Here is a 13,682-nt window from a genome sequence, read left to right as displayed (position 1 = left end):
CTATACAGCAAGACTATGCATAGAGGCCGATATTTATGCATCAGCTCCCACCTGCCCTCATTATGAGTGTGAGCGTATGCTTGGAGAAGGGTGATCCTGACCGTGCGGTCCGAATGTCGGCTGCAGCGTTGCCCGTAAACAGTTACGAGGCCCCATGACCCCCACAACTACTTCGGAGCGCCCCCAGACGCGCGTCCGGCAGCCTAATGCGGTTGTCCTGAGCTACTCAGAACTCCTCAAGAGCGTCAAGGCAGCGGGCCTGCTCGAACGACGCGTCGGCTTCTACGTCACGGTGTTCTCCATCCTGGTGCTCCTGATGACCGCCACCTGGTTCGGTTTCGCGCTCATCGGTGACAGCTGGTTCCAGCTCCTGATTGCCGCCGCCCTGGGCATCCTGTGCACCCAGCTGAGCTTCCTGGCCCACGAGGCCGGGCACCGCCAGATCTTTGCCTCCCGCCGCGCCAACGACTGGGCGGCAAGGCTGCTCGCCACGTCCGTGGCCGGCATGAGCTATTCCTGGTGGGAGCAGAAGCACGGCGCGCACCACAACCACCCGAACGTCATTTCCAAGGACCCCGACATCGCACCCGGGCCCATCGCTTTCCACACCGAAGCGGTTGTCGCCCGGCAGGGACGGTTCGCCTTCCTCACCCGCAAGCAGGGCTGGTTCTTCTTCCCGCTCCTGTTCCTGGTGGGCCTGGGCCTGCAGATCGATTCGGTCAAGTTCATCTTCCGCCGCGCCAAGGTCACGCACCGCTGGGTTGAAATCCCGATCCTCCTGGCACGCCTGAGCCTGCTGCCGGTCCTCACCTTCACCTTCCTGCCGTGGGGCATGGCCCTGGCGTTCATCGGCGTCCAGCTCGCCGTCTTCGGCTTCTACATGGGCGCTTCCTTCGCCCCGAACCACAAGGGCATGCCGGTCCTGCCCGCGGACAGCCGCGTGGACTTCTTCAGCCGCCAGGTCCTGACGTCCCGGAACATCTCCGGCGGCCGTTTTATGGACATCCTGCTGGGCGGCCTCAACCGCCAGGCCGAGCACCACCTGTTCCCGGACATGGCCCGTCCGCAGCTGGACAAGGCCGCCAAGATTGTCCGCGAGTACTGCGCCAAGCACCAGGTTCCCTACACGGAAACCACCCTGCTGCAGTCCTACGGCATCATCGTCCGTTACCTCAATGACGTGGGCCTCTCCGCAGGCCGCCACTTCGAATGCCCCATGGCTACCGTCACCCGCCGCTACTAGGCACACGCCGCTGAGGCGCACACCCGAATTCCACGTTTCACCCGAAGTGACGGCCGGTTACCGGCCGTCACTTCGTCGTTGCCAGCGGTGTCCCTAGGATGGATCCAGTATCCGGGCCTGGAAATCCCAGCCCAGGGAAGGAGACACATGATGCATGCAATCGTCGCCCGCCAGGCAGGCGGTCCGGAGGTTCTGGAGCTGGCAGAGGTGGCTCGGCCGGTGCCCGGCCCCGGCCAGCTCCTGGTCAAGGTCGCCGCCACCGGGGTGAACTTCATCGATACCTACAAGCGCAGCGGCACGTACAAGGTGCCCTATCCGTTCACTCCGGGCTCCGAAGCGGCCGGCACGGTGGAGGAGCTGGGCGAGGGCGTAACGGTGTTCTCGGTCGGAGACCGGGTGGCCACCGCTGAAAGCACCAACTGCTATGCCGGCTACATCCTCATCGATGAGGACAAGGCACTGCCTGTCCCCCGCGGCGTAGACGATTTCACCGCGGCCGCCCTTCCGCTCCAGGGCATCACCGCGCACTACCTGATCAATTCCTCCTTCCGAGTCGAGCCGGGCCATACGATACTGCTGCACGCCGGAGCCGGCGGCGTCGGCCTGCTCATGATCCAGCTGCTCAAGGCGAAGGGCGCCCGCGTCATCACCACCGTCTCCTCCGACGACAAGGGGAAGCTGGCCCGCGAAGCCGGCGCCGACCATGTGCTGAGCTACGAAGGCTTCGCCGCCCGGGTCCGGGAACTTACCGACGGAACCGGCGCGGACGTGGTGTACGACGGCGTCGGGAAGGACACGTTCGACGGTTCCCTCGCTGCCCTGCGTGTCCGCGGCACGCTTGTTCTCTTCGGAGCCGCATCCGGACCGGTTCCGCCGTTCGATCCGCAACGGCTTAACGCCGGCGGCTCCCTGTACCTGACCCGGCCGACCATCAACCACTTCCTGCGCAATGCCCAGGAACGCCGCTGGCGCTCCGATGAGATCTTCGCAGCGGCCGCCAACGGCAGCCTCAAGGTCCGGATCGGCGGCCGCTACGACCTGACGAAGGCAGCCCAGGCCCACGACGACCTGGAACAGCGCCGCACCACCGGCAAGGTCATCCTGGTTCCCTGACCCGATACAGGAGGGCCGGTAATAGGCGACGCCGGTAAACGCGGCGCAAACACCCTGCGAAACCCCGGCGAACTGCGACACCTTCTGTTCATCTTGTGCGGAAAGAATCACCCCGTGACTGAACAACCGCAAGCTCCCGGCTCCGCGCCGGAAACCGGCACCGATTCGCGTCCGGCCGTCCGGAGCCTTTACCTGCCGCAACTGCCGGGCGCCGCCGCCGCGCCGCCCGAACGGACGCTGATCGATATCCTCCAGGAGACGGCCAGGAAGTATCCGGAGGCCTCGGCGCTGGACGACGGCCACCGGCGGCTGAGCTATGCACAGCTGATGGCCGAGGTCCGGGCAACGGCGCGTGAGCTGCACCAGGCGGGCCTCGGGGCCGGCGACAAGATCGGCGTCCGTATCCCGTCCGGCACCAACAAGCTGTACGTCTCCATCCTGGCGGTCCTGCTGATCGGGGCCGCGTACGTCCCGGTGGATGCTGATGACCCCAACGAACGTGCCAAGCTGGTGTTCGGTGAAGCCCGTGTGGCCGCCATCCTCAGGGCCAACGGCGAGATCGTCACAGGCGGCAAGCGCCCGCAGCCGTTCCCGGATCCCCGGATGCCGGAGCCCGACGACGACTCCTGGGTGATCTTCACCTCCGGCTCCACCGGCACGCCCAAGGGAGTCGCCGTGCAGCACCGGTCCTCGGCCGCATTCGTCGATGCCGAAGCCCGGATCTTCCTGCAGGACGAACCCATTGGCCCCCAGGACCGCGTCCTGGCCGGACTGTCCGTGGCGTTCGACGCTTCCTGCGAAGAGATGTGGCTGGCCTGGCGCTACGGTGCATGCCTCGTCCCCGCTCCGCGGTCGCTGGTCCGCACCGGAATGGACCTCGGTCCGTGGCTGATCAGCCACGGGATAACAGTGGTGTCCACGGTGCCCACCCTCGCCGCCCTGTGGCCGGCCGAAGCGCTGGAAAACGTGCGCCTGTTGATTTTCGGCGGCGAAGCCTGTCCCCCGGAGCTCGCGGAGCGGCTCGCCGTGGACGGCCGGGAAGTATGGAACACCTACGGACCCACCGAAGCCACCGTAGTGGCATGCGCGGCGCCGCTGGGCCTGCCCGGTCCCGTCCGGATCGGCCTGCCGCTGGACGGCTGGGACCTTGCCGTGGTTGATGCCGGCGGCGTTCCGGTGGCAGAGGGCGAAGTGGGCGAGCTCATCATCGGCGGCGTGGGGCTGGCCCGGTACCTCGACCCCGCCAAGGATGCCGAAAAGTACGCGCCGATGCCATCACTTGGTTGGGCCCGGGCCTACCGGTCCGGAGACCTGGTCCGCTACGAAGCGGCGGGCCTGGTCTTTATGGGGCGCGCCGACGAGCAGGTGAAGCTCGGCGGCCGGCGGATTGAACTCGGCGAGATCGACGCGGCGCTGCAGGCACTGCCGGGCGTTGCCGGCGCGGCGGCGGCAGTGCGCACGACGGCGGCCGGGAACCAGATCCTGGTTGGCTACCTTGCCCCTGCGGGCACGGCGGACATCGACCTCACCGCTGCCCGTGGACTGCTGGGGGTCAGCCTTCCGGCAGCGCTCATCCCGCTTCTGACGGTGGTCGAATCCCTGCCCACGAAGACAAGCGGAAAAGTTGACCGCCATTCCCTGCCCTGGCCCTTGGCCGGAGCGGGCGCTGCCGACGCGGACAATGCCCCGCTGAACCTGCCGGAGGACGCCAGCTGGATCGTGGAGCAGTGGGGCAGCATCCTGGGGACACCGGCGTCCAACCTGGATGCGGACTTCTTCGCCCACGGCGGCGGATCCCTCGCAGCAGCGCAGCTGGTCTCGGCGCTGCGGGTCCGTTACCCCACCATCACCGTGGCCGACATCTACGCCACCCCCAGGGTGGGCGCACTGATCGACGCGGCCCGCCAATCCCTGCCTGAAGGAGTGGCCGGTCCGGCGCCCGAACGGGAAGTCCGCCCCACGGCATTGAAGTCGCAGATTTTCCAGACGCTCATGGGCGTCCCCCTGCACATCCTGGTGGGGATGCGCTGGCTCACCTACGTCATGGCGGCCAACAACCTGCTGGCAGCCTTTGCCGGCTTCTCGGCGACTCCTGTCATCTCGTGGTGGTGGGTGGCTGCCTCCTGGCTGGTGTTCGTGAGCCCGGCCGGCCGGATGGGCATTTCTGTCCTGGCTGCCAGGACCCTGCTCCGGAAGGTGGCCCCCGGGACCTACCCCAGGTCCGGCAAGGTGCACCTGCGGCTGTGGCTGGCGGAGCAGATCCAGGATTTGTCCGGCGCCATCAGCCTGGCCAGCGCACCCTGGGTTCCCTACTATGCGAAGGCCCTTGGCGCGAAGATCGGCAACGACGTCCAGCTGCATTCCCTTCCGCCGGTCACGGGAATGCTGTCGCTGGGGCGCGGCTGCAACATCGAACCCGAAGTGGATCTGTCCGGGTGGTGGATCGATGGCGATTCCGTCCACATCGGCCGGGTGCACGTCGGGGCGGGCGCAGCAGTGGGGGCTCGCAGCACACTCATGCCGGGCGCAAGCATCGGCGCCGGCGGCCAGGTGGAGCCGGGGTCCGCCGTGCTCGGAAAGGTCAAGGCCGGGCAACTCGTGGCCGGTTCCCCCGCCGAGCGGATCGGCAAGGCCAAACACTCATGGCCGGAGACGCCGCCCGCCCATCCGCTGATCGGCAGGCTCTGGTTCGGAGCATTTGCCGCAGCCTCCGCCGTTCTGGCCACCATCCCCTACATGTCCGCTTTCGCAGGGGCGTTCGTGGTGTTCGTGTTCATCCGCGGCAGCGAATCCCTCTCGGCTGCGGTGCCCCAGGTCCTGGCCTCGCTGCCGCTGGCGGCGCTGGCGTGGTTCATCACCAACCTCCTGCTGATCCTCGCCACGACCCGCCTGCTGGGCGTGGGCCTGACGGAAGGCTACTTCCGGGTGCGGAGCCGGATCGGCTGGCAGGTCTGGGCTACGGAACGGGTGCTGGACCTGGCCCGCGACGTCCTGTTCCCCATTTACGCCAGCCTCTTCACCCCGGTCTGGCTGCGGTTGCTCGGAGCCAAGGTGGGCAAAAACGTGGAGGCGTCCACTGTCCTGCTGCTCCCCAAGATGACAACCGTCGGCGAGGGTGCGTTCCTTGCGGACGACACCATGGTGGCGTCCTACGAGCTTGGCGGCGGATGGATGCGGATTGCCCCGGCAAAGATCGGCAAGCGCTCCTTCCTCGGCAACTCCGGGATGACCGGTGCGGGACGAAGCGTCCCCAAGAACTCGCTGGTGGCCGTCCTCTCGGCCACCCCCGCCAAGGCCAAGTCGGGCACGTCCTGGCTCGGCAGTCCGCCGGTGCGGCTGCGGCGCACTGCCATCGCCACAGACAACACCCTGACGTTCCAGCCGCCCCTGCGGCTGAAACTGGCGCGCGCCCTGTGGGAGTTTTGCCGGTTCATCCCGGTGATCCTCACGGTGGCCCTGGCCGCCGGCGTGATGCTCGCGTTCGACTGGCTCGCCGCGGTGTCCGGCTACGGTATCGCGGCCCTGCTGGGGGGCCTTGTGCTCCTTGCGGCAGGTGCTGTTGCAGCGGCCAGTGCCGTCGCCGCCAAATGGCTGCTGGTGGGCAGGATCAGGGCCGGCGAGCACGCCCTGTGGAGTTCCTTCATCTGGCGGAACGAGGTTGTGGATACCTTCATCGAAATGGTCAGCGCCCCATGGTTCGCCCGCTCGGCTTCGGGAACGCCGGCGCTTGTGTGGTGGCTGCGGGGCCTGGGTGCGAAGATCGGCCGCGGCACGTGGTGCGAGAGTTACTGGCTGCCCGAGGCGGATCTTGTGACGCTGGGCGAGAGTTCAACGGTCAACCGGGGCTGCGTGGTCCAGACCCACCTTTTCCACGACCGCATCATGAGCATTGACACTGTTACCCTCGAAGACGGAGCCACGATGGGACCACATGGCGTCATCCTTCCGCGGGCACGCATCGCGAGGGGCGGCACCGTGGGGCCGGCATCCCTGGTCATGCGCGGGGAAACCGTTCCCGCCGCGACGTACTGGATGGGCAATCCGGTCAGCCCGTGGGCAGGACCGGCAGTCCCGGCTCCGCGGCTCAAGTAGCACCAGCACGGCATGTCCCCGGATCCGCAACGTTCGCAGTATGAAGGCCCGCTCTATGAGTTTTGCAGCAACATCCAGCCCCGACGGCGTGCGGCGGCCGGACGAACCGTCAGGCTCCCCGGATCCCTACGTCCCCGGGCACGGCACGAACGCGTACCGGGTCACCAGATACGAACTGGACCTGGACTACAAACTGGCCAGCAACAGGTTGAACGGCCGGGCAGTCCTGCACGCAGAGGCGGACCGGGCGGCGTCGGCCATCGTCCTGGACCTCGCGGGTATGCGCGCCGTGAAAATTTCACTCAACGGCAAAAAGGTGCGGAAATTCAGCCAGCGCGCTGAGCAGCTGGTGGTGGTCCCTGACGCCGCCCTGCTCCCGGGAGACAGCTTCATCCTGGACATCCGGTATGAGGGAAATCCCGGTCCCCGCCGCGGCCTGTGGGGCGAAGTGGGCTGGGAGGAACTTACCGACGGAGTTCTGGTGGCAGGCCAGCCCAACGGCGCCGCCTCCTGGTTTCCCTGCAACGACCACCCGCGGCACAAAGCCAGCTACAGGATCGCAGTGACCACGGACGTCAACTACCGTGCCGTGTGCAACGGCCTGCTGATCTCCCGCAGGACAGGGTCCAGCCGTGAGACGTGGACGTACGAACAGGCCGAGCCGATGTCGACCTACCTCGCCACTGTCCAGATCGGCCGGTACGATGTCCTCACCCTGGATACGACGCCCGTTACCGGCAGCGTCCCGCAACACGTCGCGGTATCCGCGGCCCTGGCAGATTCCGCGCGCCGCGGCCTGGCCCGCCAGCCGGAGATGATGCGGGCGTTCGTCAACAGCTTCGGCCCCTACCCCTTCCAGGAGTACACCGTGGTGGTGGCCGAGGACGTGCTCGAAATACCCCTCGAATCCCAGACGCTCTCCATCTTTGGCCCCAACCATCTGGACACCGGCTGGGAATCGCAGCGGCTGATCGCCCACGAGCTGTCCCACCAGTGGTTCGGCAATTCCCTGACTGTTGCGGCCTGGAGCGACATCTGGCTCCATGAAGGATTCGCCTGCTACGCGGAGTGGATCTGGTCAGAGGCGGCCGGCGTCATGAGCGCCGCGGACCGTGCCGCTGCCGCCTGGCGGAAGCTCGACGCCGGGAGCCAGGACATCGTGGTTGGCGACCCCGGCCCTGAGCTGATGTTCGATGACCGCGTGTACAAGCGCGGCGCACTCGCGCTGCACGCACTGCGGATCCGGTGCGGCGACCTCGCCTTTTTTGCGCTGCTGCACGACTGGGCCGCGAACAACCGCCACGGATCCGTCTCCACCGCCGGGTTCATCCAGACCGCGGACCGTGTGGCGGGCATCGATTCGGAAGCCCTGCTCCATCCCTGGCTGTTCGAGGAGACACTGCCGCCGCTGCCGGTCCGTTAGCGCGCCCGGCTAGTTCGGCCGGACCGTGAAGTCACCCGACGGCGACGGCGGCCACCAGGTCCACCGGCAGTCCGGACACCGCGGGGGTCAGGTCCCTGACGCCGGGCCGGTCAAGCACGTCAACCGTCTCCGGCGCCCGGCTGAGGCCCTCCCCGGTCATCTTCAGGAAGGCCTCCTTCCGTGTCCACAGCCGGGCGCGCCCGCGCAGGACGTCATCCCCGTGCAGGGATGCCACTGCCTGGCGTTCCGCCGTCGTCAGCACCACGGCGTCGAACCCGTCAAAATCCAGCCGCTGCGGATCTTCGACGTCGACCCCCAGCCGTTGCTCCGGACCGGGTTCCGTCATGGCCGCCAGCAGGGTCCAGCCTGCCGCCCGCGACAGGCTCAGCAGCAGGGGTGCGGGCGCTCCATCCAGCGTGTAGCCGGGCCTGCCGTGGGTGATGCCCGCACCCCTGCCGCACTGCGGGCAACTGTAACGCGCGGTCAGGTCCTGCGCGCGCACGCCAAGCAGTTCCGCCGCGAGCAGGCGCTGGGCCATCCTTGCGGCCAGGAAATCCTGCCGTGGCACGGCCATCATGGCGCGGGCGCGCTCCAGCTCCGGCAGGTCCAGGAGCTGCCGGGCATCGCGTTCCAGCTCCGCTGCCGCCCGTGCTGAATCCTGTCCAGGTACGCGAAAGGGCGGGCAGGCACGCACAATAAGCTGTGATGCCATGGCCCGCCCTTCCGGTCTTAGCCCTGAGCGCCTGGGGCTGCCCCGACTAGCGCTGAACGGCCCCGAAGCGCTCGGCGGCCATGGCAACGGCGCTCTCACGGGCGGCGGACGCCTCGTCCGCCGTCAGCGTCCGGTCCGCGGCGCGGAAGCGGAGGCCGAAGGCCAGCGATTTCTTGCCGTCCTCGATGCCCTTTCCTGCGTAGACGTCAAACAGTGCCACGTCTTCCAGCAGCTCGCCGGCGCCTTCACGGAGGGCGGCCAGGACGTCGTCGGCCGGGATCTCCTGGGGAACCACCAGGGCAACGTCCTGGGTGGCCACCGGGAACCCGGAGATGTGCTTCGCGACGATGACGTCGGCTGCCGCCTCGAAGAGGGCGTCGGCGTTGAACTCGAGCGCCACCGAACGTGCCGGCATGTCGTGCGCGGCCAGCAGCTTGGGGTGCAGTTCGCCGGCGTAGCCGACAACTTCGCCCGAACGCAGGGCCAGCTGGGCTGCGCGTCCCGGGTGGTAGGCCTGGTGGTGGCCCTGGCTGACCACGATTTCGACGCCGAGGACGTCTCCGGCGAGGCGGGCTATGTCCACGGCGTCTGCCCAGTCCCAGGCACGCGGCGTGTGGCCTGCGGCAGCGGGCGAGTCATGGCCCGTCAGGACCGCTGCAATGTGCAGCGGCTGGTCCGGAACGCCGTCGTACAGGGCATCCAGCACCTCATCGGAGGGCTTGACGCCGAGCGGCGGAATGGACGGCGTACCCACGGAGTCACCCGGCAGGAACACCAGGCCGGCCTCGAAGACCGCCAGGTCGCGGAAGCCGCGCGAGTGGTTGCGCTTGGCCACCTCGATCAGGCCGGGAAGGACGGACGTCCGCAGGTAACCCTGTTCCTCGCTGATCGGGTTGGCCAGCTTGACGGCCTTGCGGGCGGTTCCCTGCTCGGCCACGCCAAAGGTGTCATTGGCGGCCTTGGACACGAACGGGTAGGCCAGGACCTCGGTGAGCCCCGCATCGGCCAGTGCCTGGACCAGGCGGCGGCGCTGCTGCTGCACACGGGTCAGGCCTCGTCCCGGAGGTGCCACCGGGAGCGTCGCCGGAATCTGGTCGTAGCCGACCAGCCGGGCGATTTCCTCGGAGAGGTCTTCCTTGGTTTCCAGGTCGTTCCGCCAGCTCGGGGCAGTGACCGTCCAGCCGTCGTCGTTCTTCACCACGGCAGCGCCGAGGTCCTCGAGGGAGGTGACGATCTGCTCTTCGGTGAAATCAATGCCGATCCGCGCTGCGGCAAACGCCGCGGGCAGTTCGATGGCCACGGCGTCAGGTGCAGTGCCGACATCGGTGCCGGAATCGTCGGCAGTGCCGCCGGCCAGCTCGACCAGGAGGTCAACCACGCGCTGCAGGGCAATGCCCGCAACCTGCCAGTCAACGCCGCGTTCGAAACGCTTGGACGCTTCGGAGGGCAGCTTGTGCCGCCTGCGGGACCGGCCGATCGACACCTCGTCGAAGTGTGCCGCCTCAACCAGGACGTTCGTGGTGGAATCAGACACTTCGGTGGCGGCGCCGCCCATCACGCCGGCGATGCCGATCGCTCCGGAGCCGTCAGTGATGAGGAGGTCCTCGACGTCGAGCTTCCGCTCCTTGTCGTCCAGGGTGGTGATCTTCTCCCCTGCGACGGCGCGCCGCACCACGATGTCGCCGGACAGTCTGTCCAGGTCGTAGCAGTGCGTGGGCTGGCCGAGTTCCAGCATGACGTAGTTCGAGATGTCCACCGGGAGGGAGATGGAGCGGATCCCCGCAAGACGCAGGCGTGAAACCATCCACAGCGGCGTCGGTTTGGTCGCGTCCACGCCGCGGACGGTGCGGGCCACGAAGCGGTCGCAACCGGGCTTGCCGTAGATGGGAGCGTCGTCGTTGAGCTTGACGCCATAGCCGCCGGCCAGCTCAGCCGGGGCCTGCACCTTTGCCGCCGGGTCCGTGAAGGACGTTCCGGTGGCGTGGGCGTATTCGCGGGCCACGCCGCGGATGGAGAACGCGTAGCCGCGGTCCGGCGTCACGTTGATCTCGGCGGCCTGGTCGTAGAGGCCAAGCAGTTCCATGGCGTCCGTGCCGAGTTCCGGGTCCAGCCCGATCCGGGACAGCACCAGGATGCCGTCGTGGTCCTCGCCGATGCCCAGTTCGCGGACGGAGGCGATCATGCCGGCGGACAGGTGGCCGTAGGTCTTCCGGGCGGAGATGTGGAAGTCTCCGGGCAGCACGGCGCCGGGAAGGGTGACTACGACCTTGTCGCCCTCCACGAAGTTGTGGGCTCCGCAGATGATGCCCTGGATTCCGGACGGGTCGATGCCCTTGCCGGTGAGGGTCTGTTCCTGGCCCTCGGGGACCACGCGGACCTGGCACCAGTTGATGGTCTTGCCGTTGGTCTGCGGTTCCTTGACCAGGCTCAGGACCTGGCCCACCACGATGGGACCGCTGAGCGCATCCGTGGGGCGGTGCACCGCTTCTTCTTCAAAACCGACCTTGACCAGTTCGGCCATGACGTCTTCGGCCGTTGCTCCGGCCGGTACCTGCGCGAACTCACGCAGCCAGGAAAGTGGGATACGCACTGTTAGATCTCCATCCCGAAGTGCTCGCTGAAACGTACATCGCCTTCGATCATGTCGCGCATGTCGCCCACCTCGTTGCGGAACATAAGGGTGCGCTCGATGCCCATGCCGAAGGCAAAACCTGAATAGACGTCCGGATCGATGCCGGCAGCCCGAAGGACGTTGGGGTTGACCATGCCGCAGCCGCCCCATTCGATCCAGCGGGGACCGCCCTTGGCGCCCGGGTGCCAGATATCCAGCTCCGCGGACGGCTCGGTGAACGGGAAGTAGTTGGGGCGCAGGCGGATCTGGGCCTCGTCACCGAACATCTGCCGGGCGAAGTGCTCCAGCGTTCCGCGAAGGTCCGCCATGCTGAGCTTCTTGTCGATGGCCAGGCCCTCGAACTGGTGGAACACCGGGGTGTGCGTGGCGTCCAGTTCGTCGGTGCGGAACACCTTGCCCGGGCACAGCACATAGATCGGCACTTCGCGTTCCAGCATGGAACGGACCTGCACCGGGGAAGTGTGCGTGCGCATCAGGAGGTGGGCCTCAGGGGGCTCCACAAAGAACGTGTCCTGCATTTCGCGGGCAGGGTGGTCCGGTTTGAAGTTCAGGGCGTCAAAGTTGAACCACTCGGATTCCACCTCGGGACCTTCGGCGATTTCCCAGCCCATGCCGACGAAGATGTCCGCCACACGGTCCTGCAGTGTGGACAGCGGGTGGCGCGCACCGGCACGGCGGCGGCGCGGGGCGGCAGTGACGTCCACGGTCTCCTCGACGAGGATCCGTGCGTCATTTTCGGCTTCCAGCTCGGCGGAGCGGTCCGCGAGCGCCTTGTTGACGCGTCCGCGGGAGGCGCCCATGAGTTTTCCGGCAGCAGCCTTCTGGTCCTTCGCCAGGCCGCCGATTTCACGGTTGGCGAGGCTCAGCGGCGACTTCTCCCCGGTGTGCGCTAGCCTCACGGCCTTGAGCTCATCAAGGGAGGAGGCAGCAGCAATGGCGGCGACGGCGTGGTCTACGGCGGCAGTAATGGCAGCTTCATCCAGAGGGTTCGGGATGGCAGCGCCCGGCAAAGTTTCAGTCATCTACTGTTCTTAGCTACGAGTCGGGTATCGCCAGCGACCTGTCCAGCTGCATTCGGGTCCACCGGCAGCGTGTCCGTCACTGACCTGTCTTTCCGCGCGGCCGTTTTCCGCGGACGCGTGAAGTGACAAAGGGCAGGGCTCGCCGGAATTCGTCCGGCGGGCACTCTCCCCCAGTCTAGTTGAAGGCGCCCGGCTGAACGTGCCACAGCACCCAACGTGACAGCCTCCGCTGTGAGCGTGCAGGGAGGAGTGGCGGGCAGGAGCGGGGATCACCGGCTCCCGTTACCATGGCCTCATGACCTCCGGACAGCGGCTGCGGCAGATCGCCAACGCGCTGAATGCATCGACGCTTCTGGGCCTCCTGCTGGCCCGGTGCGCCCGCACGGCTGTCCGCACCGGACCGCGCGGCCTGCTGATCGCCACCGGCTACCGGTGGCGGCTCCCCTTTGCCCAGGCGTTCACCGTGGGGAACGTGGTGCTGTTCCGCGCCGACGCGCCGGAGGCCCTGTCCAATCGGGTTCTGTTGCGGCATGAGGAACGGCACAGCAGCCAATATGCCTGGTGCTGCGGCCTGCCGTTCCTGCCGCTGTACTTCATCGCAGCCGGCTGGTCGCAGCTGCGGACGGGAAACCCCGGCTCCGCGAACATCTTTGAACGCCTCGCAGGACTGGAGGCCGGCGGATACGTGGATATGCGCACCCGTAAACCGGACAAGCGCCGTAAGGACCAACGCCGTGCGGGCAACTCAGCCCCCGATGGAATTGAGGCATGACATGACCAAAATCGCGAGGACAGTAGCGGTGACGGGCTCAGGGACGGCTGAGGCAGTGCCGGACCTCCTGACGGTGTCCGTCGGCGTCGAGTGCCGCCGGGAGGACGTTGGCGCCGCGTATGCGGCAGCCGGAAGGGCCTCGGCCGGGATATCGGCAGTCCTGCGGGAGCACGGTGTGGATGACCGGGACATCAGCACCTCCGGCCTCAACGTCCGCGCCGACGTCGTCTGGAAGGAAGGCGAGGGCCAGACCGTGGCGGGGTATGTGGCCTCAAGCATCCTGTCCGTCCGGCTGCGCGACGTTGCCGGCTCCTCGGAGGTTATCGCCGGGGCGGTGGGCGCCGGCGGCAACGACGTCAGGCTGAACGGACTGGACCTCGGCTTCGCGGACCCTGCCGCCGTCACGGCACGGGCACGGGAGGCCGCCTGGCAGGACGCCCTCGCCACGGCCAGTCAGTTCGCGTCGCTGGCGGGCGCTGAACTTGGTCCGGTGGTCTCCGTCACCCAGCAGCCCGGCGTGCCGGGACCGATTCCGGTGGCGAAGATGCAGCGCGCCATGGCCACGGATTCCGTGGGGATCGAGGCCGGGCAGTCGAGCGTGTCGGCGACGGTGGGCGTCGTCTGGGAACTTCGCGAACGCAGCTAGCGCCGCGGCCGGCGAGCGCCTCGACGC

The 13,682-nt window shown here is 67.6% G+C and carries 9 protein-coding genes; 6 read left to right on the top strand and 3 right to left on the bottom strand.

Features of this window, described 5'->3' with window-relative positions; all coding sequences use genetic code 11:
• The first annotated feature begins 154 nt into the window (after positions 1–154).
• The 4 genes from AB0N24_RS21635 to AB0N24_RS21620 all read left to right on the top strand — a co-directional run bounded on the left by AB0N24_RS21635 (position 155) and on the right by AB0N24_RS21620 (position 7,871).
• Positions 155–1,243: an acyl-CoA desaturase gene (locus AB0N24_RS21635; RefSeq protein ID WP_364128845.1), complete on the top strand. Its 1,089-nt coding sequence runs from the start codon at positions 155–157 to the stop codon at positions 1,241–1,243.
• A gap of 147 nt (positions 1,244–1,390) precedes the next feature.
• Entirely contained in the window at positions 1,391–2,356 is a 966-nt protein-coding gene (locus AB0N24_RS21630) for a quinone oxidoreductase (protein ID WP_364128843.1), read from the top strand.
• Positions 2,357–2,548: 192 nt separating this feature from the next.
• Positions 2,549–6,448 (top strand): Pls/PosA family non-ribosomal peptide synthetase, encoded by a 3,900-nt coding sequence (locus tag AB0N24_RS21625; protein ID WP_364128899.1) that lies wholly within the window; start codon positions 2,549–2,551, stop codon positions 6,446–6,448.
• A 55-nt stretch (positions 6,449–6,503) separates the two neighbouring features.
• Positions 6,504–7,871: a M1 family metallopeptidase gene (locus AB0N24_RS21620; protein WP_364128841.1), complete on the top strand. Its 1,368-nt coding sequence runs from the start codon at positions 6,504–6,506 to the stop codon at positions 7,869–7,871.
• 31 nt (positions 7,872–7,902) lie between these two features.
• Here AB0N24_RS21620 and AB0N24_RS21615 read toward each other — a convergent pair whose 3' ends face one another.
• From AB0N24_RS21615 to pheS, 3 genes are read right to left on the bottom strand one after another with little or no spacing between them, the layout of a single operon-like run.
• Positions 7,903–8,583, bottom strand: coding sequence for a 4'-phosphopantetheinyl transferase superfamily protein (locus AB0N24_RS21615; protein ID WP_364128839.1), 681 nt, complete (start codon positions 8,581–8,583; stop codon positions 7,903–7,905).
• Between the two features lie 46 nt (positions 8,584–8,629).
• Positions 8,630–11,173, bottom strand: coding sequence for a phenylalanine--tRNA ligase subunit beta (gene pheT / locus AB0N24_RS21610; RefSeq protein WP_364128837.1), 2,544 nt, complete (start codon positions 11,171–11,173; stop codon positions 8,630–8,632).
• A gap of 2 nt (positions 11,174–11,175) precedes the next feature.
• On the bottom strand, positions 11,176–12,237 hold the full coding sequence (gene pheS / locus AB0N24_RS21605; RefSeq protein ID WP_364128834.1) for a phenylalanine--tRNA ligase subunit alpha: 1,062 nt from the start codon (positions 12,235–12,237) through the stop codon (positions 11,176–11,178).
• 295 nt (positions 12,238–12,532) lie between these two features.
• On the opposite strand from pheS, the gene AB0N24_RS21600 reads away from it, so the two are divergent.
• Both AB0N24_RS21600 and AB0N24_RS21595 read left to right on the top strand, forming a co-directional pair.
• Positions 12,533–13,009, top strand: a complete 477-nt coding sequence (locus AB0N24_RS21600) for a DUF4157 domain-containing protein (RefSeq protein WP_364128832.1) — start codon at positions 12,533–12,535, stop codon at positions 13,007–13,009.
• Position 13,010: 1 nt separating this feature from the next.
• Positions 13,011–13,655, top strand: coding sequence for an SIMPL domain-containing protein (locus AB0N24_RS21595; RefSeq protein WP_364128829.1), 645 nt, complete (start codon positions 13,011–13,013; stop codon positions 13,653–13,655).
• The last annotated feature ends 27 nt before the right edge of the window (positions 13,656–13,682 follow it).

This window comes from Arthrobacter sp. NPDC093128, assembly GCF_040683875.1.
GTDB lineage: Bacteria > Actinomycetota > Actinomycetes > Actinomycetales > Micrococcaceae > Arthrobacter.
The sequence above is the reverse complement of the archived record's forward strand: the minus strand, read 5'-3'. Positions and strand labels throughout refer to the sequence as shown.